Source organism: Niallia endozanthoxylica (genome assembly GCF_008710145.1).
GTDB lineage: Bacteria > Bacillota > Bacilli > Bacillales > Cytobacillaceae > Bacillus_BD > Bacillus_BD endozanthoxylica.
The window spans coordinates 1-24,215 of sequence record NZ_VYKL01000011.1; the positions used below are offsets into that span (position 1 = coordinate 1).

General features: G+C 41.8%; 20 protein-coding genes. 6 read left to right on the top strand and 14 right to left on the bottom strand.

Features of this window, described 5'->3' with window-relative positions; all coding sequences use genetic code 11:
• Nucleotides 1–503: 503 nt before the first annotated feature.
• From F4V44_RS04995 to F4V44_RS05005, 3 genes are all read left to right on the top strand, one after another.
• On the top strand, nucleotides 504–2,108 hold the full coding sequence (locus F4V44_RS04995) for an SWIM zinc finger family protein (RefSeq protein WP_223881807.1): 1,605 nt from the start codon (nucleotides 504–506) through the stop codon (nucleotides 2,106–2,108).
• The gene (locus F4V44_RS05000; RefSeq protein WP_150438906.1) at nucleotides 2,101–4,908 is read left to right on the top strand and encodes a DEAD/DEAH box helicase; all 2,808 of its coding nucleotides are present in this window, start codon (nucleotides 2,101–2,103) and stop codon (nucleotides 4,906–4,908) included. Before F4V44_RS04995 ends, F4V44_RS05000 begins: the two co-directional genes overlap by 8 nt.
• A 259-nt stretch (nucleotides 4,909–5,167) precedes the next feature.
• Complete coding sequence (locus F4V44_RS05005) at nucleotides 5,168–6,178, top strand: DUF1646 family protein (protein ID WP_150438907.1); 1,011 nt, start codon at nucleotides 5,168–5,170, stop codon at nucleotides 6,176–6,178.
• A 127-nt stretch (nucleotides 6,179–6,305) separates the two neighbouring features.
• Here the strand turns inward: F4V44_RS05005 and F4V44_RS05010 are convergent, their stop codons facing one another.
• The 6 genes from F4V44_RS05010 to F4V44_RS05035 form a co-directional block, all read right to left on the bottom strand.
• Nucleotides 6,306–7,865, bottom strand: coding sequence for a long-chain-fatty-acid--CoA ligase (locus F4V44_RS05010; RefSeq protein ID WP_223881808.1), 1,560 nt, complete (start codon nucleotides 7,863–7,865; stop codon nucleotides 6,306–6,308).
• A 316-nt stretch (nucleotides 7,866–8,181) separates the two neighbouring features.
• Nucleotides 8,182–9,780, bottom strand: a complete 1,599-nt coding sequence (locus tag F4V44_RS05015) for an acyl CoA:acetate/3-ketoacid CoA transferase (RefSeq protein WP_150438909.1) — start codon at nucleotides 9,778–9,780, stop codon at nucleotides 8,182–8,184.
• A 126-nt stretch (nucleotides 9,781–9,906) separates the two neighbouring features.
• On the bottom strand, nucleotides 9,907–11,127 hold the full coding sequence (locus F4V44_RS05020; RefSeq protein ID WP_150438910.1) for a thiolase family protein: 1,221 nt from the start codon (nucleotides 11,125–11,127) through the stop codon (nucleotides 9,907–9,909).
• A gap of 111 nt (nucleotides 11,128–11,238) precedes the next feature.
• On the bottom strand, nucleotides 11,239–12,036 hold the full coding sequence (locus F4V44_RS05025; RefSeq protein WP_150438911.1) for an enoyl-CoA hydratase-related protein: 798 nt from the start codon (nucleotides 12,034–12,036) through the stop codon (nucleotides 11,239–11,241).
• Between the two features lie 51 nt (nucleotides 12,037–12,087).
• Nucleotides 12,088–12,942, bottom strand: a complete 855-nt coding sequence (locus tag F4V44_RS05030) for a 3-hydroxyacyl-CoA dehydrogenase family protein (RefSeq protein ID WP_150438912.1) — start codon at nucleotides 12,940–12,942, stop codon at nucleotides 12,088–12,090.
• A gap of 380 nt (nucleotides 12,943–13,322) precedes the next feature.
• Complete coding sequence (locus F4V44_RS05035; protein WP_150438913.1) at nucleotides 13,323–15,524, bottom strand: helix-turn-helix domain-containing protein; 2,202 nt, start codon at nucleotides 15,522–15,524, stop codon at nucleotides 13,323–13,325.
• 250 nt (nucleotides 15,525–15,774) lie between these two features.
• Here F4V44_RS05035 and F4V44_RS05040 point away from each other — a divergent pair, with 250 nt between their 5' ends.
• Complete coding sequence (locus F4V44_RS05040; RefSeq protein ID WP_150438914.1) at nucleotides 15,775–16,776, top strand: LysM peptidoglycan-binding domain-containing protein; 1,002 nt, start codon at nucleotides 15,775–15,777, stop codon at nucleotides 16,774–16,776.
• Nucleotides 16,777–16,980: 204 nt separating this feature from the next.
• Here the strand turns inward: F4V44_RS05040 and F4V44_RS05045 are convergent, their stop codons facing one another.
• Together F4V44_RS05045 and ssb are read right to left on the bottom strand one after the other, a co-directional pair.
• On the bottom strand, nucleotides 16,981–17,175 hold the full coding sequence (locus F4V44_RS05045) for a hypothetical protein (protein ID WP_150438915.1): 195 nt from the start codon (nucleotides 17,173–17,175) through the stop codon (nucleotides 16,981–16,983).
• A gap of 100 nt (nucleotides 17,176–17,275) precedes the next feature.
• Nucleotides 17,276–17,662, bottom strand: coding sequence for a single-stranded DNA-binding protein (ssb, locus tag F4V44_RS05050; protein ID WP_150438916.1), 387 nt, complete (start codon nucleotides 17,660–17,662; stop codon nucleotides 17,276–17,278).
• 254 nt (nucleotides 17,663–17,916) lie between these two features.
• Here ssb and F4V44_RS05055 point away from each other — a divergent pair, with 254 nt between their 5' ends.
• Together F4V44_RS05055 and F4V44_RS05060 are read left to right on the top strand one after the other, a co-directional pair.
• On the top strand, nucleotides 17,917–18,345 hold the full coding sequence (locus F4V44_RS05055; protein ID WP_150438917.1) for a YwpF family protein: 429 nt from the start codon (nucleotides 17,917–17,919) through the stop codon (nucleotides 18,343–18,345).
• Nucleotides 18,346–18,465: 120 nt separating this feature from the next.
• Entirely contained in the window at nucleotides 18,466–18,696 is a 231-nt protein-coding gene (locus F4V44_RS05060) for a hypothetical protein (RefSeq protein ID WP_150438918.1), read from the top strand.
• Nucleotides 18,697–18,837: 141 nt separating this feature from the next.
• On the opposite strand, the gene F4V44_RS05065 is transcribed toward F4V44_RS05060, so the two are convergent.
• The 6 genes from F4V44_RS05065 to mreB form a co-directional block, all read right to left on the bottom strand.
• The gene (locus F4V44_RS05065; protein ID WP_150438919.1) at nucleotides 18,838–19,203 is read right to left on the bottom strand and encodes a hypothetical protein; all 366 of its coding nucleotides are present in this window, start codon (nucleotides 19,201–19,203) and stop codon (nucleotides 18,838–18,840) included.
• Between the two features lie 412 nt (nucleotides 19,204–19,615).
• Entirely contained in the window at nucleotides 19,616–20,053 is a 438-nt protein-coding gene (fabZ, locus tag F4V44_RS05070; protein WP_150438962.1) for a 3-hydroxyacyl-ACP dehydratase FabZ, read from the bottom strand.
• Between the two features lie 166 nt (nucleotides 20,054–20,219).
• Nucleotides 20,220–20,486: a DNA-directed RNA polymerase subunit beta gene (locus F4V44_RS05075; protein WP_150438920.1), complete on the bottom strand. Its 267-nt coding sequence runs from the start codon at nucleotides 20,484–20,486 to the stop codon at nucleotides 20,220–20,222.
• 13 nt (nucleotides 20,487–20,499) lie between these two features.
• Nucleotides 20,500–21,333 (bottom strand): flagellar hook-basal body protein, encoded by an 834-nt coding sequence (locus F4V44_RS05080; RefSeq protein WP_150438921.1) that lies wholly within the window; start codon nucleotides 21,331–21,333, stop codon nucleotides 20,500–20,502.
• A gap of 27 nt (nucleotides 21,334–21,360) precedes the next feature.
• Entirely contained in the window at nucleotides 21,361–22,194 is an 834-nt protein-coding gene (locus tag F4V44_RS05085) for a flagellar hook-basal body protein (protein WP_150438922.1), read from the bottom strand.
• Nucleotides 22,195–22,562: 368 nt separating this feature from the next.
• Nucleotides 22,563–23,564, bottom strand: coding sequence for a rod shape-determining protein (gene mreB, locus F4V44_RS05090; protein WP_150438923.1), 1,002 nt, complete (start codon nucleotides 23,562–23,564; stop codon nucleotides 22,563–22,565).
• Between the last annotated feature and the right edge of the window lie 651 nt (nucleotides 23,565–24,215).

A 24,215-nucleotide genomic window follows, 5' to 3' on the forward strand; every position in this document is an offset into this window, starting at 1 on the left:
AAACTCTCCAAAAGAATCGTTTGACTGCTCATAAATAATGTTGCTACATAGCAACTTGAATTAACGTTGACGTTTCTGCTTTGTTTAGTTTTCAAAGAACAATCATTTCGTATCGCGTTTTTTTAGCGACAAGAAACACTTTATCATTTCCACTCGTCGAAGTCAACAACTTTTTTTATTTCCTAAAACCTTTGTTTTCAGCGACGCTTATTAATATAACAACTTCAGCGGAAGAAGTCAACTTCTTTTTAAAAGTTTTTTTCTCCCCACATTCTCTCAATAAAATAGAAGAATGTGTGCAGCCGTTATCCCCTATAACTCAAAGGCTATAGAAGTGACGGAATTACATAATATCATTATTTGTTTTCTGAATCAACCATTCTTTTATGAAATAATCCTCTCCATTTAACATAATCAAGAACCGGCCCCCTCATTCTGAAGGAATTTACTACCACCAACAAAGAAAGGTATAATAGAAGATATGTTTTGATCGGAGGGATTTTGTGAGTTTGATTCCAGAGAGCTTTATTGAGCCGTTGCAGTGGTTTTCGGATGAGCTGAAGGGCTCGTTGAACACGGAGTCATCGGTTGATGCGGATATCGTGCATAAAGGATTGATTTTATACCGCCAGAATAGTGTGTCGCAATTGAAACTAGGAGAAGACGGTGTGCTTGGGACGGTTCAGGACGTGATTCCGGTCAAGGTACGGTTAGATTTAAATCTTCCCTATTCTAGTGAGTGTTCTTGTTCGACTGAGGGGTATTGCCGTCATCAGCTGGCGGTATTTTTCAAAATTCTTGCACATGGAAGCGGCAGTGTATCGTCTTGGGTGGATGAATGGCGTCAGCCGCTCCGCGAAAAAAGGGAAGCAAAGACATTGGGTCTTGACCGGGCGAAAGATTTATTGAAAACAGCCGGATACATGAAGCCGGATTATCAGACGTGGACAAAGGCTTTTCGCGAGAGCTTTGATCAGATTGTCGGGAGCGGGAATCCGAAGCCCTATCTCGTAAATGAGCTGTTCGGAGTGTATGCCCGCCGGTTGAAAGCGGGGGCGCCGTTTAAGCAGGAGTGGAAGAATCTCTATATGCTCATTGGTGCCGTGGTTTCGTTTGAGAAATTGCTTGAGCTTAGTGTGAATCATGAGCATGATGTGGCGGCGGTAGACCGTTATTACCGTCATCTTTTTCAAAATATCCTTGACGATATTGAGGATTTGTCCAATCGGCTGTCCATACAGTCGATGCCGTTTGCGTTTGATGAATTTATTGAGCAACTGAAGGATGATACACTTCCTCTCCTTCTATCTGATTTTTCACTAGAATTTGACCGGGTGCATTTATTTCGACTGCTATGGAGTGACCTTTTTAAGAAAAAAGAGTGGCGTGAGGAAGTTATGAAGCAGCTTGAGGCAGTACCAAACAAAAATCTGCCGGTGACACTTGGTCTCTCCCATTTACATCTTCTGCTTCGTGAGGATGAGAAGGCACTGGCCCTCCTCCGCCCTCTGGACGAAGAGATTACGCCGTATTTCTTTTACTGGATGGAGCAGTTAGATAACAAGAGGATGGAGCCGTTTGTCATCGAATTTGTTTCCCGCATTAAGGAATATTTGAGTTGGCGAAACGATTATTATGCCTGCCGCTCATTTATGAAGATGGCGACCCAAGCACTGACTCCGTTCTGCTCAGAAACCAATCGCCTCGATATCTATGAAAAAGCTTTAGCACAGATGCTGCCGTACAGCTTCCATGAGTATGAGTATTTTCTTTTTGAAAAAAAGGAGTATGAAAAGTGGATGGAGCTGCAGACATATGTCGGGTTTAATTTCGATAATGTATCAAAGGACCGGATTAAGATTCTGACTGCAGAAGATGCACCTATCCTTCTTCCCCTCTATCATCAAGCGATTCAAGCTGATATTGACGGGAAAAACCGGGATGCCTATAAGCAGGCTGTAAGGAAGCTGAAGAAGCTTCGTACGATTTATAAAAAAATGAAGCGCATTGACGACTGGAACTTGTTTTTAGAAATGCTGCTTGTCCGCACAAAACGGCTTCGTGCGTTCCAGGAAGAATGTAAAAGGGGAAAGTTGATCGATGCTTAAGTCAAGACATATTAAGATTTTCGTAAAGGATTTGGATAAGGACCGTTACTTTGTCTATGCGACGGACGGGAATGAGAGTTTTTTCCCTCCTTCTGTGTGGCAGTATCTTCTATTTAATTATCATCAGGAAACGTTTTTCGGGACAATGGTGGAAACAGAGAATCTGGATGGGATTGAAGGGGTTGTGCTGAATGGCTGGCAGCTGTCCACTTTATTTGCGAGTGAGCAGTTTAACCGCATGGTTGATTGGGATTGGGATGAAACGGCAGAGCTTTGCCTTTCTTCCGCTCATACGGTAAAGGATGCGATTTTGGAAAAAGAATGGCTCCCGGACTTTACTGCTTGGGAGCAGGTTGAGTTTTCTTGGATTCTGCCCGACCGGGTACTGGATGAATTTTCACCGGCGTTCTGGGAGGGGGAAAATGTTCTTCCTTTTATGAAGAAATGGTTTAACCATTCATTGAACGATTATATGAATCAAAATCAAGGGCTGAAGGCGGCGTTTGGCGATAAGCTGCAGGCACTTCGCGAAGGCTCGATTCCTCCCCGCCAGCTGGCTGCTTTTTTTGACGAGCAAAGCTTTCGCGAGTGGATGGGCATTATTGATAGCCCTGTTCCCTTCACGCTCGGGCTTAAACTGGAGGAGCCTGCTGATATTGACAGCTTCTGGACGTTAGAAGTTTTTTTACGCGATAAAAAAAATCCGGATTTAGCGGTCGATGCTGGGAATGAGACGGAATACCCGAAACGGTGGCTGCCGTTTTTGGAACGGATTGATGTGGAGCAGGAGCGTTGGACTCGGCTGTTCCCATGGCTAAACGGGGATAAAGGTTTGACAGATAAACTGACAGAAGAAGAAGCGTGGTTATTCCTAACGGATGCAAGTGAAACGCTTCTGGCACTTGGTGTGGATATACTCCTTCCGTCTTGGTGGCAAGCCATGAAAAATGCGAGTTTGAAAGTAAAAGCGAAGGTGAAAGGCAGTTCCAGTTACCGCCCATCGTTTGTTGGTCTGCAGGCGATGCTCGATTATGACTGGCGCTTTTCGATGAACGGTGTGGATTTGTCCGAGGAGGAATTCAGTCAGCTCGTTGAGGAAAAACGGCGGTTAGTGTATATTCGCGGCCGTTGGATTAAGCTGGACCCGGCGTTTATCCATCAAATTCAGGAGCTGATGAAAAAGGCCGAGAAGGAAGGCTTGCATGTTCGTGACCTTATTGAGCAGGAGCTGTTTGCTGAGGAAGGCTTGGCGGATGACGAGCTTGAGAATCCAAAGGCATTTGCAAAGATTCAGATTGAGTTGAACCGAAACTGGAAGCAAATGATCAACGGGCTGCGCGATTTAAAGTCGCTGCCGCTCGAGACGGTGCCTGACGGGTTTCACGGTGAGCTGCGGCCTTATCAGCAGTTGGGGATGAGCTGGATGTTATTCCTGCGGAAGTATGGATTTGGCGGATGCTTGGCGGATGATATGGGTCTCGGGAAGACCGTGCAGCTGATTTCTTATTTACTCCGGGTTCGTGAGATGGAGAGAGATGCTGGGCCGGCACTGATTATTTGTCCGACATCCGTGCTTGGGAATTGGCAGAAAGAGATTGAGCGGTTTGCCCCTGATTTGAAAGTGCACTTGCATTATGGACCTGGCAGGTTGAAGGATGAAGAGTTTACGGCGCAGGCTGGTGCTGCTGATGTGGTATTGACGTCCTACGGATTGACGCCGATGGATACGGCCGAGCTGGAATCAGTGACGTGGAGTTCGATTGCGATTGATGAAGCGCAGAATATTAAAAATGCCGGGACCAAACAGTCGCGGGCTGTACGAAAGCTAAAAGGACAGCATCATATTGCACTCACCGGGACACCGATGGAAAATCGGTTGACAGAACTGTGGTCCATTTTTGATTTTACCAATCATGGGTATTTGGGCTCGAGCGGCCAGTTTCAAAAGCGATTCGTGCTGCCGATTGAGCGTGATTCTGAGAAGCAAAAGATTCAGCAGCTTCAGACGCTGATTAGGCCGTTTTTATTGAGAAGAACAAAGAAAGATGAAGATGTGGCCCTGAACCTGCCGGATAAGCTGGAGCAGAAGGAATATTGTCCATTGACGGCTGAGCAGGCATCGTTGTATGAACAGTTGGTAAAGGATACACTGGCTGATATTGATAAGCTTTCTGCGTTTGAGCGAAAAGGTTTGATTCTGCAGATGCTGAGCCGGTTGAAGCAGCTGTGTAACCATCCGGCGTTGTACTTGAAGGAAGAGCGGCCTGAGGGGCTGTTGGAGCGTTCAGCAAAACTCGAGAAGCTGCAGGAGCTTGTCGGGTCTGTGGTGGAGCAGGAAGAAAGCTGTTTAATTTTCACGCAGTATATTGAGATGGGTCATATGATTCAAAAGATGATTAAGGAAGAGTTTGGCTATGAGGTTCCGTTCTTGAACGGCAGTGTGCCGAAGCAGCAGCGCGACAACATGATTGCCCGCTTCCAGGAGCGAGAGTTTCCGATTTTCTTGCTGTCATTGAAGGCCGGCGGTACAGGACTGAATTTGACAGCAGCAAACCACGTCATTCATTATGACCGCTGGTGGAACCCTGCCGTTGAGAACCAAGCAACCGACCGGGCCTATCGAATTGGCCAAAAACGATTTGTTCATGTCCATAAGCTGATTTGCACAGGGACCTTAGAAGAGAAAATTGACTTGATGCTAGACAAGAAACAAGCCTTGAACGATGAAGTCATCCAAAGTGACAGCTGGATAACCGAACTGTCCACAGATGAACTAAAAGATCTGGTGATTTTGCGTTAACGCAGTGAAGCGCTGGGGGACAGTCCCCCGGCGGTTTAACGCATGAACGGGCCGGGGGACTGTCCCCCACCTTGTTAATACGTTAAAGCAAGTTGGTGTTTAATCATTGTTAGTTTCATATATTTGAGGGAATTTTTGTGATGTTACTCACTTATTATGTTTGGCAAAAGATGTTATGATTTTTATTAGTGAAGCATTTATACATGATTATATACCTGCTTTTATCTATTCAACACTCAAATGAAAAGGATCTGGGAAAATGATTGGTTTATTTATTATCTTATTTCTAGTCTTATTTTTACCGTTTTCAGTTAAAAAGGTTGAACACAATTTGGAGGCTTTCCTCTTTGTGATGGGGATTGCGGCTGCAACAGTCAGCGGCATGATGAACCTTCACTTGATTGAAAAGGCACTTGTTGACCCGATTAATATTACACTTGCCGTCTTAATTGCCGGTCTGATTACAAAATGGGCGCAAAAGCCGCTTGAAGCAGCGATTCTCGCAACTAGCAAAGCGCTGACACCGCGGATTTTCTTGGCCTTAATGGTCATCATTTTAGGACTGGCCTCCAGTATTATTACAGCCATTATTGCGGCTATTATTCTTGTTATCATTGTTAATGTACTGCCCCTTGAACGCAAATCAGAGGTTCATTTTACCATATTGGCTTGTTTCTCCATCGGCCTTGGCGCTGCTTTAACACCGATTGGCGAACCGCTTTCAACCATTGTTGTCAGCAAATTAAGTGAGGATTTCGGCTACTTATTTGAGTTAATCGGACCGGAAGTGATTCCTGCTGTTATTGTATTGGGAATCATCTCGATGTTTTTTGTTAAAACAAAAGAAAGCTCGGATACATTAGGTTCTGAGCAGCCTGCTGAGACCTATAAGGAAATTATCATTCGTGCAGCAAAAATCTATTTATTTGTTATGGGCTTAACCTTCCTCGGACATGGATTCGAGCCGCTCATTGAAAAATATATTCTTGGTCTCAGCCCAGAGCTGTTGTATTGGATTAATATGATTTCTGCTGTCTTAGATAATGCGACCCTTGCTGCTGCTGAAGTCAGCCCGGCAATGGACAGCGAAACGATTCGCGCCATCCTGCTTGGCCTTCTCATTGCTGGAGGTATGCTGATTCCAGGAAATATCCCGAACATTATTGCAGCCGGAAAATTAAACATCACGAGTAAAGAATGGGCTGTGTTCGGCTTGCCAGTTGGACTTGTGATTATGGCTGTTTACTTTGTTATTTTGTTTATATTCTAGTAAAAATCTATTCATCTACATGCAAAAAAGCTAGTCTTCAAAGGCTAGCTTTTTTTGATAAAATGACTATTCCATTTTTTTCACTCAATTAGGCAGGACGCAAAACACCCCTATTTTCCGCCATTACCTATACAGGCTCTTCCACCGATCTGCTGCGCTTAGCCATGGCAGCAAGGTCCTTTTTAATAATCTTGCCTGTTGCGTTCTTTGGCAGTTCATCTAAAAATTCAATTTTATACGGGACTTTGAATTTTACTAAACTTTTTCTGCAATAGTCTATTAACGTTTCTTCTGTCACATCACCGCTGACCGCCACAAAGCCCATGACGGCTTCTCCCTTTTCCTCATGCGGAGCTCCGACAACAGCAACTTCCACAACTTGAGGATGCTCACTGAGCACTTCTTCTACTTCACGCGGATACACATTGTAACCGCCTACAATTATGACATCCTTTATCCGGTCAATAATATAATAATAACCATCCTCATCCACTCTGACTAAATCGCCTGTATGAAGCCAGCCATTCTGTATGGTTTTGCCTGTTTCCTCAGGCAGCTTATAATACCCCTTCATCACATGAGGACCTTTGACAATCAGCTCTCCGACTTCCCCCATCCGAACCTCTTTACCGCTGCTGTCTACCACTTTACACTCTACTTGCAGAATACGTTTTCCGATGGAACCCGGTTTCGGAGGGCAATGAACTGGATTATAGGCAACTGGAGCTGCCTCGGACAATCCGTAGCCTTCTGTGATGGTTACATGAAAGGTATTCTCAAACTCATTTAATAAAGCAAGAGGAATGGCTGCGCCTCCAGAAAGACATAAACGAATGTCGGAAAAATGATCCTTATAAGCCGGATGCTTCTTTGCTGTTTGCAGCAAATAATTATACATGGTCGGCACACCAGCAAATATGGTAGCTTTATGTTTGTTCGCTATGTGAAAAACTTCTGTTGGCGAAAATTTTTGCATAATTAATAGTGTTGCCCCTTTTAACAACGGGCCGCAGAAAGAAGCTCCAATAGAAAACACATGAACCATAGGCAATACACTAACCACACGGTCATTGGGATTAAACTCTAAATAATCCGCTGTACTCATGGCATTTACGTACAAGTTTTGATAAGACAACATGGCACCTTTAGGTTTCCCCGTTGTTCCAGAGGTATATAAAATAATTCCTGTATCCTCTTCATCCAAATCTGGGGCCTCAAATTCCAAGTTGCCTTCTTCAACTACTCTATTAAACGCTTTCACTTTGGACGCAAAATATTGATTTCCAAGAGGAATATCGGTGCCTGAGAGAATATAATGCTTAACATCTGGCAGTTCCTCAGCGATTTCCTCAAGGCTTTCTACTAATTCTTTAACTGCAATTACAGCTTTGACGTTTCCGTCCTTCAATATATACTTTATTTCATTCGCCGTTAAAATGGGCTTAACCGGTATGATGACAGCCCCCATGCGAAGTAAACTATAGAATGCAATGACATATAACGGACTATTCCATGAAATAAGAGCAATATGATCCCCTTTTTGATAGCCTAACTTTTCTAAACCTGAGGCAAACCTTTTAACCTGGCTTTCGAATTCATAGTAACTTGTTTCTTCATCCTGGTAGATAAAGGCTGCCTTATCGGGATATTTGTTGACAATTGATGATAGTGCTTCATTTAATTTCACCGTCCGTCCCCCTTTGACTTTAGGTTCCATTTCTCCTCATCCCTATAAATGAAAAATAAAATTATATTTTAATAATCTGTTATCGCTTTCATTATAAAAATATAATCACTTATCTATTTAAAAACATGCATGTATCCTTTGTGCAGTAAGTATCTCATTTCCCCATTCATGAATACTTCTTCATCTATTATTATCGTGCTTAGGCATGTGTACTAAGCACGATCCCCTTCGTTTACTTGAACTATTTTTCGAAAATTGTCTTACGCTTATCCCACTCTTAACGGGCAGTAAAACCTCTACTGATGGAAGTTTTACTTTATATCGTTGGCTGTAACTCTTGATTGTTTCTTTTCGCTTCGATAATTTCCTTTAGTCCGCCCCATTGTTCTTGGAAGATACTTGGATCCATTGTTTTTAGATTTTCAGAAATGATTGGTGTAAACTCCATCCACGCTAGAATATCCTTTTCAAGATCCAGTCCTGGAGCGATTTCAATCAATCTCAATCTGCCGTCCACGACATCAAAGACCGCTCTTTCTGTAATATAAACAACTGGAATACCCGCTTTTGACGCATATTCTCCACTGAAGGTAATTTGTTCTACATCGTTAATAATTTTCTTGCCTCGTCCATGATCCTGGATGACTAATCGATTATTCTCGAATGTTTCTTTTGATCCCACCGTAAACTGACCTACGAATACAACCTTTTTCGAAGATTGACTAATGTTAATAAATCCTCCCGGCCCTACAACCTTGGGACCAAATTGACTCACATTAACATTCCCGTACTGATCAAGCTGGGCTAAACCTAAGAATGTTACATCAAGTCCGCCGCCATCATAGAAATCAAACATCGCTTCATGATTAATAATCGCATCAGGGTTATAGGAAGCACCAAAGTCAAAACCGCTGGCAGGAACTCCGCCGAAAATACCAAACTCTACGGTTAGCGTCATTTCATCTGAAACCCCTTCTTCAGCTGCGACACTTGAAACAAAAGCAGGCATCCCTACACCAAGATTGACAATGGAATTTGGAGACAGTTCCATGGCTGCGCGTCTAGCAATCACTTTTTTGGCGTTTAATTCTGCCGGCTTAATAGAGCCAAGCGGTACTCTCATTTCTGCTGAAAGAGCTGGGTCATAATGTCGTGCCATCGTTTGAAAATGATATTCCGGTTGTTTTGATACAACAATATAGTCAACCATGACACCAGGTACTCGAACTTCTTTCGGATTAAGAGTCCCCGCTTCCGCAATATTTTCTACCTGTGCGATGACAATGCCCCCATTATTTCTAGCTGCCGTTGCCAGCGGCAAAATTTCAAAATTAGCTACTTCATGCTCTGTCGTAATATTGCCATTTTCGTCCGCTGTCGTTCCTCGAATGAAAGCAACGTTCACATCGAAATTGGAATAATGAAGCCACTCTTCTCCATTTAATTCAACAACACTAATTAAGTCTTCCGTTGTAATCGAGTTTGCTTTCGCACCTTGTTTCCTTGGGTCGACATATGTACCTAGGCCAACCTTTGTGATAACCCCTGGCTTTTTCCCTGCCGTTGACCGCCAAATTTGCGTGATAACTCCCTGCGGATAAAGATATCCTTCTACTTTTCCTTCAGCAATAAATCTGGACATGCGGTGGGAGAAGCCGATATGACCGGAAATCACACGTTTGACTAAACCCTCATGTGCAAGGTGATCCATTCCTCTTCCTTCTGAATTTATTCCGATTCCTGAACCGTTGATAAACGTAATATTTCTTGGATTCCCTTCTTCTTTAAATCGGTTTCCAATCCCAACGATTAACTCTTCAGGTAAACCAGCTAAACCAGAAGAAGCAGTGGTTGCCACAACATCGTTATCTTTTATTAGTGCTGCCGCTTGTTCTAGCGAAATGATTTTACTCATTATTCTCCATCCCCTTTGCTGGCCATCTATCAAACTAGTACTATTTTAGATATGGGCAGTATACAAGCACCATGTCAACTTTGGTTAGTGTGCTTCGCATGTACCCTGCCCATGATCCCTTAGTCTTTAAGCATTCGGATTTTTAATTAATAAAGCGATACCCATGCCGCCGCCAATACATGCGCTGGCAATACCGTATTTTGCATTTCTTTCGATTAGTTCATACATTAAGGAAATCGTGATTCTTGTACCGCTCATTCCCAGCGGATGTCCAAGCGCAACAGCGCCGCCATTCACATTGATGCGATCATATAATGGACTGTCTAAATACATTTCTAGTTCTTTCATGCATCCAAGCATTTGTCCTGCGAATGCTTCATTGATTTCATATAAATCGATATCTTCTTTTGCCATACCTGTCTTTTCAAGAAGCTTGCGAATCGCAAACACTGGTCCAAGTCCCATCACAGATGGATCAAGTCCTGCAACAGCGAAATCCACGATTTCTGCCATTGGCGCTAATCCTAATTCGTTTGCTTTTTCTTCTGACATCACAACAACTGCTGCACCGCCGTCATTTAATCCAGAAGCATTTCCCGCTGTCACACTGCCGTCTTTTTCAAAAGCTGGTCTAAGTTTTGCAAGAGCTTCTAATGTTGTTTGTGGTTTTGGATGCTCGTCCTTATCGATAATCGTAACAGCACCTTTTCTGCCTTTGATTTCAACTGGCACGATTTCTCTTTCGAATCGGCCGCTTTCCATCGCTGCTTTGGCTCTCATTTGGCTGTTGTATGCGAAAAGATCTTGGTCTTCTCTTGAAATCTCACATTTTCTTACCACGTTCTCAGCTGTATTTCCCATATGCATAATTGGATATTGCGGGTATGGCTGGCAGTTGTGGTGATACTTTGTATTCGCATCACGTAATTCCTGATTTCCCATTTTGAATCCGTCATAACGAACTTCTAATGGAAGATAGTAAGGAGCTCTTGATAAACTTTCCGCTCCTCCGGCTACAACAATTTCAGAATTTCCTGTTAGGATATCCTGTGTGGCATTGACAATAGATTGAATGCCTGAGCCGCAAATACGATTGAGTGTATAACCTGGTACATGATCCAATCCTGCAAGCATGGCTGCATTTCGGCCTAAGTTCGGTGCATCTCCTGATGATTCTACATGACCAAAGACCACATCATTGACCAATGCAGGATCAAGATTATTTGAACGCTTTAACGCTTCTTTAATCGCTGTTGCTGCTAATTCTTCAACTGGAACTGTTTTTAACCCGCCAAGAAAAGCTCCAACCGCTGTTCTTGCGCCGCTCGTAATGACTACTTTCCCCATAATAATTGCCTCCGCTTCTATATCTATTTATCAAGAACATTTTATATCTTCAGAAAAAATCGGGTGGTCAACACCCGATTTTTTTAGCTTCTATCCATTCAGTGCTGCTGATTATCTTCCTTTATAATTAGGCTTTCTTTTTTCAGTAAAAGCGACTAAACCTTCTTTACCGTCTTCTGTTGAGAAAGCTGTATTGAAGCTGTTGCTTTCAATGATTAATCCAGATTCAATATCTGTATTGCTTCCAGTATTTACAGCAAGTTTCACCATTTGCAATGCAACTGGAGGCTGTTTTGCCAGTTTGTCTGCTAATTCCTTTGCAGCAGCTAGTGCTTCGCCGGCAGGAACCACTTTATTAACGATATGCCAATTGTGTGCTTCTTCTGCTGTAAACATTGTGCCAGTGAACAGAAGTTCTTTCGCAAGACCTTGTCCAACAATCTTCTGCAGGCGCTGTGTACCTCCGCCTCCAGGGATGATTCCTAGACCCACTTCAGGGAAAGCAAATTTCGCATTTTCAGAAGCAATTCGCAGGTCACAAGAAAGAGCTAGTTCAAGACCGCCGCCTAGTGCAAGACCGTTAAGTGCTGCGATAACAGGCTTTGTTGAATTCTCTACTTTTTTGAACATGTTGCGGGCTACTTTATTATTTTTCACTACAGTCACAAGATCCGCGCCAGCCATTTCATTAATATCCGCACCTGCAACAAACGCTTTCTCGCCTGCTCCTGTTAAAATAATCACGTTGACATCATCATTTGCGTCCATTTCATCAATGACACGTGATAATTCTTGATATACTTTTGAGTTTAAAGCATTAACGGGTGCACGGTTAATCGTTACCGTCGCTACTTTATTTTCTACTTCAACTACTAAATATTCGTATTTTACTAATGTTTCGCTGCTCATTTTCTTCCATCTCCTTTTTTATCAAATTCGCCTCACCAAATGAAGTTAAAATTATTCGTAATCGTAGTAGCCTTTGCCAACTTTCTTACCATAACGGCCTGCTCGCATCATGTTTTTCAATAATAATGGCGGAGCCCAACGATTATCTGCAAATTCTTTTTGGAAGTATTCCATAACATGGTAGCCGATATCAACACCTGCATAGTCTTGAAGTTCGAAAGCACCCATTGGATGGTTTAATCCGTACTTCATTGCTTTATCGATATCCTCTTTTGAAGCAATTCCTTCTTCTAGTACTTTAATGGCTTCAATAAATTGAGGAATCATAATTCGGTTAACAATAAATCCTGGAACGTCTTTCTTTACTTCAACCACTTCTTTTCTCAATACTTCAGAAACCTGCTTCAATGTGTCTACTGTTTCGTCGCTTGTGCTGTAACCGCGAACCACTTCAACAAGCTTCATTACTTGTGCTGGGTTGAAGAAGTGTAATCCTGCTACGCGGTCCGGGCGTTTTGTTGCCGCTGCAATTTCCGTAATTGATAAGGATGATGTATTGGTTGCTAAAATAACATCTTCTCTTACGATTTCATCAAGCTGTGAGAATACAGATTGTTTTAGATCCATATCTTCTAGCACTGCTTCTACTACTAAATCAACATCCTTCAAATCTTGTAAATCTGTTGTTAATGTAATGCGGGAAAGAACCTCTTGTTTTGCTTCTTCTGTCATTTTCCCTTTTTGAACTGATTTGCTCATAAATTTCTCAATGCGGCTAAAGCCACCTTGTACAAAACGATCTTCGATGTCACGTAACACAACGTTATAACCATTTAATGCAAATACATTTGCAATTCCTGATCCCATTGAACCTGCGCCGATTACTCCAACTGTTTTAATAGCCATGTTATATCTCCTCTTTCATTTTTTTATTTGTTGTTGTTATTTATAGCTTTATTGTAAGTGCTTACAGTTAAAATTGTAATCTACACAGTGTATGAATAAATCAAACCTTTTCATACACTATGTACGAATGGAAAAAGAAGGACTTTTTCATATGTTCTGTACGAATGGAAAAGAAGGACTTTTTCACTCACAGTCACTTTGTTTGCTGGCGGGGAGATTTTCAATGTCCTGAGGAGTATATGTGAAGCGAGTTTTCTTTTGTAAAAGCTTTGTGCGTGAACCATGTTGATAATCCTGATTTTTAACTCATCGGTGAGAAATATCATTATAATCAAACAGAAAATAAGACTATCCCTTATAAGAAATAGTCTTCCAATTATTTATAGAGTTGTTCCATTACTGCTGCCGGACAGGTCAATTAGCTTATAAGCAAGCATCAGGTTAAACCTAAGTTCCGCATTATTTAAGTCGCTTCCCAAAATTTCTTCTATCTTTTCTAATCTATACAGCAAAGTACTTCTATGGATAAAAAGTTCTTCTGACGTACTTTTCGCATTTCCATTTTGCTCTAAGTACACTCTTAATGTATGGAGTAAATCATTACTCTTGCCCTCTGAATAATTGCGTAGCTTTTCTAAATAGTTGTTAATGTACAAAGAGGTTTCCGACATCTCTTTTAAGTGATGGAGCAGCGTATAGGACCCAAGTTCTTCATAAAATGCATAGCCAATCGGATCATATCGGTTACTAATGACATTTAGTGTTTCCCTTGCTTTTCGATAGCAAGGGTAATAGTCTTCGATTGATTTTGCTTCTCCGCCTACCCCCACATAAATCTGACAGGATACTCGATCTGATTTCATCCACTTTTTCATCTTATTATAAAGGTCTTCCCAATGCTTCTTCCGGCTGTTCGCATCCTTCGACGGTACAATTAAAATCAGTTCTTCTTTAACAGCAGCTATGACGATATCCTCAACATACATAGAAATCCTTGTTTTCAAATTATCCAAAATAAATGACATTCTTGCTTTTTGGTCAAGAATATCTTTATCCTTTCTTTCGCTTTCATCTAACCGCACCGATACAATCGCCACGCGATGCGGTTTAAAGAGATCCCACTGAAATAAACTCGCATATTGGAGAATATCGTCCTTCTCTTCAACGTGTTTCACTAGTAATTTATGAATGAAACTCTCTTTTACCTGTTCTTTTGTATTCAGTACTAGCTTTTGTTTAATAAATTGAATCGAAATGATATTACGAATTAAATTTATTGTTAGTTGTCTTAAATTATCTATCTCCTCTTGCGGAACTGCGATGGCTAAATAGCCTAGCAAATCTCCTCCGCCACTAACAGGCCAAACGTTGATCTCTCTCTCCTTGCTATCCTTTAGGGAAAAAGTGACCTTTTTCTGCTTTCGTTTACTCAATTCCTCATGGGTCATTTTTGTCCATTCATCTGGATCCAAACCTTCTTCGGTAAATAACTGATAGGAAAGCGGACGAATAAACCGATCAAACAGCATGATTGGTTTTGAGAATATCTCGCTCGCAATCGAAGTAATTCCGTCGAAGTTTTCCTGTTCAACCGTTGCTGTTACAAGCGCTTGTTGATAATCCAGCAATAAACGAAGCCGTTGATTTTGCTCCTTTTCATGATCCTTGTGGAGGACGTTTTTTAACATGGTGCTTACATGGTCCGAAAATAGATTCAGTATTTCCAAATCCTCTTCGTCAAAAAGGGCATCATGAGTATTTTCTACATGAAGTACACCGATCATCTTCAAATCGATAAATAATGGAACCGTCAGTTGACTGCCCCCTGTTCTTTCGATAAAAGGGAAATAATGTTTCAGTACATAATCTTCTCCGATGCTGATTTCCGTTGGCATCGTTGAATGACCGTACGCAGGCGGTTGAAGGGCAAAATAACCATTCTCTTCATTATATAAATAAATACTGGCGAATGTAGCATTCGTTTGTTTTCCCGCCATATCTACAATTTTTCCGACAAGGCGATCAAGCGACTCATCAAAAGAAAGATTTTTCCTAATCCATTCCGCACCGGCTATCTTTTTCCTTGCCATTTCTTTACTTTTCGTCAAGGATAAGGCAGTCGCGACATCTTTTCCAAATTCATTAAAGGTTTCATACATTTCAAAAAGCGGGATATACTCTGCATAACCGATTACACAAAATCCGAAAATTTCCATCTCATCTTTTATAGGCATCGTGAACCAGGTAACTGATTCTTTATTAAGTAATTCAAAAAAAGCACAGGATGTACCCGCTTCGTCATCCATACTCGTTATACTTTTCTGAAATAGGACCATGGAACCTTGATCGAGTGTCATCGGCAAAGCCTCCCTAATCGATTGCCCGTGACCGCTCCACGCTTTTGGAATTAAATCGCTTCCATTTTTAAAAACAACCCCGACAAAATCACAATTTAATTCGGTTTGGAAGGAATCAGTCAAATATTGCAGCACTTCTTCTGTCGTATCAAACTTTAACAGCTGCCTTGCCGTAGAACGCAAATGATTTTCTAATCTTTTAATTAACTTTTCTGATGTGTACATAATAACCAGCACAGCCTCCTTACTGACATTATAACAATATTTTAAGCCCAGCAAAGAGAATAACTGTCAATGGATTTCGCGTTAGCGCATTAAAGCACTGGGGGACAGTCCCCCAGCGCTTTAATGCGCTAAAACCAAAGATTGGAAGTTTCCATTAATTTTGTAGGATAGGTTGATTCTTTTTATTCAACAATAATAGTGGAATGATTCGGTAGATGCTTTTTTATTATTAAAGGAAAGGATTAATACGATGAAGAAGAAGGCTGCTATTGTATGGATTGTATTCATTCATTTACTTTTTTTGAATATGTCAGCTGCTTCCGTTCAGGCTGTAAAACAAGATTTTAGTCATCTTTATGAAGTGAAGGCCGGTGATAGCCTGCCGGTGATTGCGGATAAGTATGGAACTACCGTTGAAGAGTTGAAGTCGACCAATGGATTAATATCGGATTCATTATTAGTCGGTCAGAGGCTGTTCGTTCCAATAATGTATGAAGTCGCTGCCGGGGACACGTTGGAAAAGATCGCTTCTACCTACCATTCAACATCTGAGCTAATTAAAACAACAAATGGGCTGCCATCTGCGGACCTTGAAATCGGACAAATTTTGAAGGTTCCTCCGAAAAAAATGACGATGCAGGGGCAGTATATTCTAATGAACCGGGAGGAATTTCGTGACTGGCTATTTCATCAAGTTTTCACTCGGAAAATCACTCTCATCCAGCAGCATCACACCTGGCTCCCATCCTATAAGCATTTTTACGGCAACAATCATTTTTCCATGCTGAAGGGGATGGAGACCTTTCATATGAAGCAAATGGGCTGGCAGAATATCGCACAAAACATCACCACTTTTCCAGATGGAAGAATTGCGGTTTGCCGTCCATTTGACATAGCGCCTGATGGGACAATTGGCCCGACGGCTAACGCTGTCGGTATTGCCATTGAGCATGTTGGCAATTTTGATCTTGGTCAAGATGTCATGACAGCGGAGCATAGGGAAACGATTGTGTATCTCACAGCCCTGCTCTGCATGAAGTTTGGTCTCGCCCCCTCCATCGACACAATCACATACCATCACTGGTGGAGCCTGAAAACAAAACAAAGGGTATTGGATAACGCCTTTTCATATGATGTCAAAACATGCCCTGGCACTAATTTTTTCGGAGGAAATACAACACAAAATGCAGTCCAGTCTTTTTATCCGCTAGTTGTGCAAAAGATGCAGGAAATCCGTGCAAGTATGAGATAGATTCTTACGCTAACCAACATCGGCATTGTTAAGCAGCCAGGATTTACCCACTAGAACCGCACGCTCTTAACTTGATTGCAAGTCTCACTCCATCAAAAACAAAAAACCGCCGGATATTATCTCCGGCGGATTGTATATTGGGGAATAAAGCGGGGCGGTGTTTGATTTTCTCTAAGCGTAGATTCCTGCGAGGACTTTTTTTATCTATGATTCAATGGACATTTCAAAGCCTACAGCATTTTTACAGTAAAAATAAGACTCAGAAAGTCGTTGATCATCTTGTTTAAGGACATACTCGATTTGGTTGAGCCGGCTGTTAAGGGCGTCAACCTTTTCAATCAGCTTAGCTTGCATTCGTATCATATGCTCTAGTAGCAATTCGTCATTTTGTTCCTTCATGATTCACCTCTGATTCAGTGAAATATGTGTCACTAGACTTTAATCTGCCTAACATTATTTGTGTTTTGACAGCTTATAATGAAATCTTACCTTCTTATCCTTACCCCTGGCTAATTGGTACAGGTTCAGGTTTCTCTTTTTCAAGGTGGTGTATAGAGTCTTCTGAGCGCTTCGTTCCGATGAATTTTACCGTGTCCGCTACGACCTCGGTAACATAGACCTTGCGCCCATCTTGATTATCATAGTTACGCGTCTGGATTCGGCCGGTTATTCCGATGAGCGATCCCTTGCGGCAATAATTCACGGTATTCTCGGCCGCCTTTTTCCAAATGGTACATTGGACGAAATCGGCACCATACTCCCCCTGCTGGCTGCGAAATTGCCGATTAAGTGCCAACGTAATGCTGGTAACTGCAATCCCTTCCGGCGTTATCCGCAGCTCAGGGTCCTTCGTGATCCTGCCTACAAGTGTGACTTGATTTATCATAAGTTCTCTCCTCTCCTTGTTGATGGTCTCATCATACCTTAGGTGGCTCCTGCCCGTAAAACCATGAAAATTCAATTTCCAAGGGCAGAATCTAATGAAAATTCATTTATTGCACTTTTTTTGTAATGATTGTGTAATTTTTCACATGAATTTATGAATTTTCACCTATATGAACAAATAATTTTTGAGAGCGATTTCAATTATAAATGTGCTATAATTTTTACCATAACAGACAAATAACGGGAGGTTGATGCATGAAGACGTTTAAGCTCATCTCGCTGCAGGTGGTTGAGGAATGCGGTCTTATTGATATTAAGCTGGAAGACGGTCTCGTTATTAACAAGGAGGATAAAAATCGCACCTGGCTATTAGAAGCCTATATTTCCGGCGCATACGAGCCCTATTTTCAAAAACTGATTGATGTCAGTCAAGAAATTTCTCTTCAGGTGGTTATAACAAGGGCAGAAAACGACCCAGCCTATTTTCAGGCAAAGTCTTTACAAATGAAAAAATTAGCTGGCGGATATTTGAGTCTCCTCTTTAAGGGTGAGATTAATCAAGCGAACACCTATCCTGAGGTTTTACTAAAGGCTTTAATTGAAAAAGGCCTGTGCGGCCAGGAGCTGTTGAAAGAGTTTAAAGAAAAAATGCTTACCAAGCCAAAAATATCGCCGAAAATGTAGAGAAGCCAATGGGTTTCTTTTTTTTGTTTTTTTAATAAATCTTACGGTTGAAAAATGCGGATTATCTGATTCATATAGGAAAAGCTAAACAAAGAATCTATCTTAGGAAGGAGGATGATTATGAAGAAAAAGTGGTATCTCATGTTTGCGAGTGTGCTGCTCGCCTCCGGTATCGCTGCCGGTTGTAACGATGATGAGGACCCGGCACCGCCGCCGGAAGACCCGCAGGAGGAGGAACCATCTGTCAAGGATCCGAATGAAAAGGCTGAGGATCTCGAGGAGGAGGATGGCAAACGGGATAGTTTTGAGCAAGAAATGGAAGAGGAGCTCGAAGGTGAGAACGAAAACTGATTGGGCTGGATTTAGCAGCTGTTCCATAGTGGATTGCGTTAAGATATTAAGCCGCGATTTATGGTTCATTTTATAAAATGATAAAAAGGATAGACAAAGTGAAATTCTTATCTATCCTTTTTATTTTTCCATCAATAGGGTCTATTTATCTTTGTTATTTTCATCATTCATATCAAGTTCGTCTTCTACAATATCTTCTTTCGGCGTGTTGTTATCAGTCGCCGGATCAAGATCATTGTCAGTATTGATATCATTGTTGTTATCATCACCTAGATTTTCGTCATTTAGAACTCCATCATCATCACCTAGACCATTATTATCATCATTACCGTTTGTACCATTGTTGTTATCGTTGTTATCGTTGTTCATACCATTGTTTTTATCGTTATTTTCTTCGATGTTTACATCATCCTCTGGGGGCGGGTCATTTTGGTCGTCACCACAGCCTCCCAATAGCATGATGGATAACACTGAACCGCCAATTAACGATAAAAGTTTCTTATTCATTCGTGTAACCCCTTTCAACATAAGTGTTTGAAAATAGACCCTCTCTTGGTCTTTTGTTAGGTTACCCAAATGAAAGTCAATCTTGCATGATGCTGGTATATCAGAATTTGTAAGAGGAGGATTTTATTGGAGGGAGAGGAATGAGCGGAAAAGGGGATTGGATTAGAACGGCTAGTGCTGAAACCTCAATCGCGTCACAGCAAGGCTCTTCTCACCGCATCGGGTCCTGACGATATAAAAAACGAGCTTTATCCACTAAGACAAAAACCCTCATGAATGGCTTTTATTTATCATATACCAAAGGGTCAACAATCATGCAGCAGTTTAGCACATTAAAGCAGCGGGGGACAGTCCCTCAATGCGTTAACGCATTGAGGGACTGTCCCCTAGTCTATTACCGTATTAAAGTATCTTAGTTTTCTTTTGCATCGCCTAGTGCAAACATAATTTCTGTTTCGCAGGCAACTTCTCCGTCAACGGTAGCAATCGCTTTCCCTTTTCCAAAGGAGCCGCGTAGACGTGTCATCTCCACTTCTAATCTTAGCTGATCCCCAGGACGTACTTGACGTTTAAAACGGCAGTTATCGATTCCTGCGAAAAAGGCAAGACGGCCTCGGTTTTCTTCCTTCATTAGCATAGCAACGGCGCCAACTTGCGCTAAAGCCTCTACAATCAACACACCTGGCATAACTGGAAATTCTGGAAAATGCCCATTGAAGAACTCTTCATTCGCACTTACATTTTTAATTCCGATTGCCCTTTTTCCCTCTTCAACTTCCACAATCCGGTCAACTAACAAAAACGGATACCGATGCGGGATAATCTCTTTTATTTGATCTATATCTAACATCATATGTATTCCTCCTATTTTAGGAATAATTTTACATAAACTCACAAACAAATACAATGGATAAGCTTCTCTAATTTAGTGCTTTAGCAAGGTGGGGGACAGTCCCCCATTACTTTAACGCTTTACCACATTGGGGGACTGTCCCCCACCGCTTTAATGCAATGCTCTATTTCCTCTGAACTAAATCAATGATATAGGTCCAGGTGGATGGTTTGAAGACATCGAATATATTTCCGCTGCCAATAACACCGTAACCTACCATTGCGCCAATGGCTGTGCTAAAGAAAATCAGCAGCAAAACGATAATCAAGCGCAACCAAATAGGAATCAGGCGTATACGGATTCGCTTACTTTTCTTTTCGGATTGCTCTTTTTCTTTATTTTGTTTGTTCTCAGCCTTGAAGGCTTCACGGCTAGTTTCGTTTAAAGCCATTCTGTTTTCCCCTTTAACGAATTCCATTTATTAGCCCCATCATTTGATCGGCCATATTAATCGAACGTGCTTGAAATTGATAGGAGCGCTGAGCTGTCATCAGATCTGTCATTTCTTTTGATAAATCAACGTTAGAAAGCTCTAGTGTACCGGAGCGAATGGAAATCTGACTCCGCAATTCTCCATTAAGATCCGTTAACACACCATCCGCTTCGACTCCAGCTGGAAGCCCAAGCCGGTTTCCCCCTTTTTGTTCTAAAAATTGCGGATTATTCACGAGCGACACACCCAGATTTACATTCTGCTGACTTCCATCTTCCATATTAACCTTTAAAGTGCCCGTTTCAGTTATCGTATAATCCTTCGCCTTACCCGCAATAACCACCGGTTCGTTATTCTCATCCAAAATCGGATGACCACTGCTTGTCACTAGCGTCATCTCATTCTCCGACAACGGCGATAAATAGAAAGCTCCATCCCTCGTGTACTGTGTTTCGTACACATCACCTCTCTGCACCTGGATGCGGTAGAACAAGCCTTCTTTTGTAAAAGCGGTATCCAATGGGCGTTCCGTTGATTTAAAAGTTCCCTGTGTCATAATCATTTGAATCTGTCCAAGCTTCGCACCAGTCCCCTGACGAATGCCCTCAGGTGTTAACCTTGCTGCTGCCGTATCTGGATCTCCTCCAGGCAGATTGTCAAACTGCTGAACAAGCAAGTCCGTAAATGTTGCCTCTCTGCGCTTAAATCCGGTTATATCCACGTTTGCTATATTGTTACTTATCACGTCAATTTGCTTTTGAAGCTGTCCTAACGTGTTCGTTGCTGTAATCATCGTTCTATTCATCTCTAGCCCCCCGCTTCAGAATTACCTTTAGCCGATTCTTCCCACTTCATTGACCGTTTTTTGCAAGCTGGTATCATAAGCCTGCAATATCTTCTGATTGGCCTCAAACGCACGGTAAGCTGTCATCATGTCTGTCATTGTTTGCGCGGTGTTCACATTGGACTGCTCCAAATATCCCTGTTGCATTTTAAACATGACACCTGCCGCCGTATAAGCATCAGCAAGCTCGCCTTCTGCTCGGAATAAACCATCGCCTTCCTTCACCATGGACATCGGATTATCACTATAACCTATTCCAAGCCGCGCTGTTTCCCCGTTGGCACCTGTGATATAGCCATCCTCATTAATCTCAAATTCACTGCTTGACAGCTGAATCCGATTCCTCTGCTGATCTAATACATACTGACCGCTTCCCGTCGTCAAGTATCCCTCACTATCTAAAGTGAAATTGCCATTACGTGTATATCGGATTTCACCGTTCGCATTCGCTATGGTAAAAAAGACAGAACCTGTACTCCCGGTATTCTGATTGATCGGAAGATTAATATCCACTAGAGAAACATCCGTACTTAATGTAGTTTCTTTTAATGTGCCCTGCTGAAAGAACGGCATAGTTTCCTGCAGATAGACACCCGTATTCAAAGCTCCAATGGGATTATAAGACGTTGGTACATTCTTCTGTCCTGCAGGAAATGACTGCTCCTTAATCTGACTAAGCAGCATTTCTGGAAAAGCCCTAAGCGATGTTTGGTCTGCTTTAAAACCAGGCGTATTCGCATTGGCCATATTATTTGCTAACATTTCCGTCCTCCGCTGTTGCGCCAGCATCCCTGACGCCGCTGTATAAAAACCTCTTAACATACACCCACACCTGCTTCCACATTCATTCTATTCCATTCTATAATGAAATCGTGAGACACGAAAAATGTCGTACATTCATACCTATTCACTATTATAAGAAAAAAAACAGAAATAATCAGCACGTTTTTCAGAGAAAACTAAGTATAGACACTGGAAAAAGATTAAGTAACAGGAATAATCAACCATAACCCTTATGTTATTACCACCAATGGAATTTATTACACTAATTATCCTTTGCCACTTTAAAGCCATGGGGGACAGTCCCCCGACACTTTAACGTGTTACTCGAGCGGGGGACTGTCCCCCGCTGCTTTAATGCGAAAAAGCCTGTTGGAGAGTTTTTGTCTCAACAGGCTTTTTCTTGCGGTTTATCCAATTTTTCTTCTTGGCAGTCGATCAATATTGTCTAGCATAATTCCTGTTCCAATAGCCACACAGTCCATTGGGTTTTCCGCTATTAGTACCGGTACCTTCAATTCTTCAGCTAACAACATGTCAATACCGTGCAGCAATGCGCCTCCGCCGGTTAAGATAACCCCGCGGTCTATGATGTCCGCGGAAAGTTCTGGAGGCGTGCGCTCCAATACTGATTTAGCCGCTTGGACAATGACCGTCACAGATTCACGAAGAGCTCTTTCAATTTCATCTGATTTCACCGAGATTGTACGTGGAAGTCCTGATACCATATCGCGGCCTCTGATTTCCATTTCCTCACTTCTGGAGTCAGGGAAAACTGTTCCAATCGTAATTTTAATATTTTCAGCCGTTCTTTCACCGATTAACAGTTTATATTGTTTCTTAATATAATTCAGAATTTCTGAGTCAAACTTATCTCCTGCCATTTTTATCGACGAGGCTGTTACAATATCACCCATTGATAAAACCGCGACATCCGTTGTTCCACCGCCGATGTCGACCACCAAGTTTCCGCTTGGCTGGAAAATATCCATACCTGCGCCAATCGCAGCAACCTTAGGCTCTTCCTCTAAATAAATCTTTTTCCCACCGCTTTTTTCCGCTGCTTCTTTAATCGCCTTTTGCTCAACGCTTGTAATATTCGTCGGGCAGCAAATCAAAATGCGTGGCTTAGAAAGAAATCCTTTTACATTCAACTTGTTGATAAAATGCTTTAGCATGGCCTCTGTGACATCAAAATCCGCGATAACTCCATCTTTTAATGGACGAATGGCCACGATATTCCCCGGCGTCCGGCCTACCATACGGCGAGCTTCTTCCCCAACAGCCAATACTCGGTTCGTATTCTTATCTATCGCCACAACTGAAGGTTCATTCAACACAATTCCACGGCCCTTAACATGAATTAATACATTTGCCGTTCCTAAGTCAATTCCAATATCCCTTGCGAACATTTTCGGCTTTCCTCCTTGTACAATGGCCGGATGCTTCTATTTATTATCGTCACATGCATGACTTTCGCTCTGACGTGTATCTCCCTATGCATCTACAACGATCCTTGAGCACCGGTGTTCCGATTTTTTGGACTCCAGATGCTATCTGACGGCTCTGTTAACCTCATTTTGTTTTATTTTAAAAAAGGCGTAACAAGACCTGACAAATTCTATGCTTTAATCTCAACCATGTCCTTATCCTAATTGATAATTATACCATATTTTTCATAGCAAGTAACAGTTTGTTTAAAAAACTTGTAGTTTTTTGCGCTATTTTGTCAAAACAATCCTGAATTACTACCTATAAGTTTCATTATTCCTATTTACGTAATATACTATGAATTTCTATAAGGTAGCTTGGGAGAACGAAAACCCTATGACTTTAACAAAACCACCAATGATCGGCATTTAAACTCTTCAAAATGAAAAAGAATTAGTCTGAACTTCCAGCAGCTCTTTTCAAAAAAGCTTTGTTAGCAAACACTGTGGATAAACTGATTATTGACTCTTCCATGAGAAATGGACATCAAGAAGTTCCCGCCTGCCCTTGCAGACTTTTAACTATGTAAAAAACCTCCAAACCAGCTAGAGTGGAGGCCAAAACCTTACTTC

Coding starts and splice junctions, on each gene's coding strand:
- fabZ (WP_150438962.1), bottom strand. CDS start 20,053: ATGTTAGATATAGATCAAATAAAAGAGATTATCCCGCATCGGTATCCG.
- F4V44_RS05020 (WP_150438910.1), bottom strand. CDS start 11,127: ATGGGGAAAGTAGTCATTACGAGCGGCGCAAGAACAGCGGTTGGAGCT.
- F4V44_RS05080 (WP_150438921.1), bottom strand. CDS start 21,333: ATGAATAGAACGATGATTACAGCAACGAACACGTTAGGACAGCTTCAA.
- F4V44_RS05015 (WP_150438909.1), bottom strand. CDS start 9,780: ATGAGTAAAATCATTTCGCTAGAACAAGCGGCAGCACTAATAAAAGAT.
- mreB (WP_150438923.1), bottom strand. CDS start 23,564: ATGTTCGCAAGGGATATTGGAATTGACTTAGGAACGGCAAATGTATTA.
- F4V44_RS05040 (WP_150438914.1), top strand. CDS start 15,775: ATGAAGAAGAAGGCTGCTATTGTATGGATTGTATTCATTCATTTACTT.
- F4V44_RS05075 (WP_150438920.1), bottom strand. CDS start 20,486: ATGGCTTTAAACGAAACTAGCCGTGAAGCCTTCAAGGCTGAGAACAAA.
- F4V44_RS05035 (WP_150438913.1), bottom strand. CDS start 15,524: ATGTACACATCAGAAAAGTTAATTAAAAGATTAGAAAATCATTTGCGT.
- F4V44_RS05030 (WP_150438912.1), bottom strand. CDS start 12,942: ATGGCTATTAAAACAGTTGGAGTAATCGGCGCAGGTTCAATGGGATCA.
- F4V44_RS05055 (WP_150438917.1), top strand. CDS start 17,917: ATGAAGACGTTTAAGCTCATCTCGCTGCAGGTGGTTGAGGAATGCGGT.
- F4V44_RS05005 (WP_150438907.1), top strand. CDS start 5,168: ATGATTGGTTTATTTATTATCTTATTTCTAGTCTTATTTTTACCGTTT.
- F4V44_RS05060 (WP_150438918.1), top strand. CDS start 18,466: ATGAAGAAAAAGTGGTATCTCATGTTTGCGAGTGTGCTGCTCGCCTCC.
- ssb (WP_150438916.1), bottom strand. CDS start 17,662: ATGATAAATCAAGTCACACTTGTAGGCAGGATCACGAAGGACCCTGAG.
- F4V44_RS05025 (WP_150438911.1), bottom strand. CDS start 12,036: ATGAGCAGCGAAACATTAGTAAAATACGAATATTTAGTAGTTGAAGTA.
- F4V44_RS05000 (WP_150438906.1), top strand. CDS start 2,101: ATGCTTAAGTCAAGACATATTAAGATTTTCGTAAAGGATTTGGATAAG.
- F4V44_RS05085 (WP_150438922.1), bottom strand. CDS start 22,194: ATGTTAAGAGGTTTTTATACAGCGGCGTCAGGGATGCTGGCGCAACAG.
- F4V44_RS05065 (WP_150438919.1), bottom strand. CDS start 19,203: ATGAATAAGAAACTTTTATCGTTAATTGGCGGTTCAGTGTTATCCATC.
- F4V44_RS05045 (WP_150438915.1), bottom strand. CDS start 17,175: ATGAAGGAACAAAATGACGAATTGCTACTAGAGCATATGATACGAATG.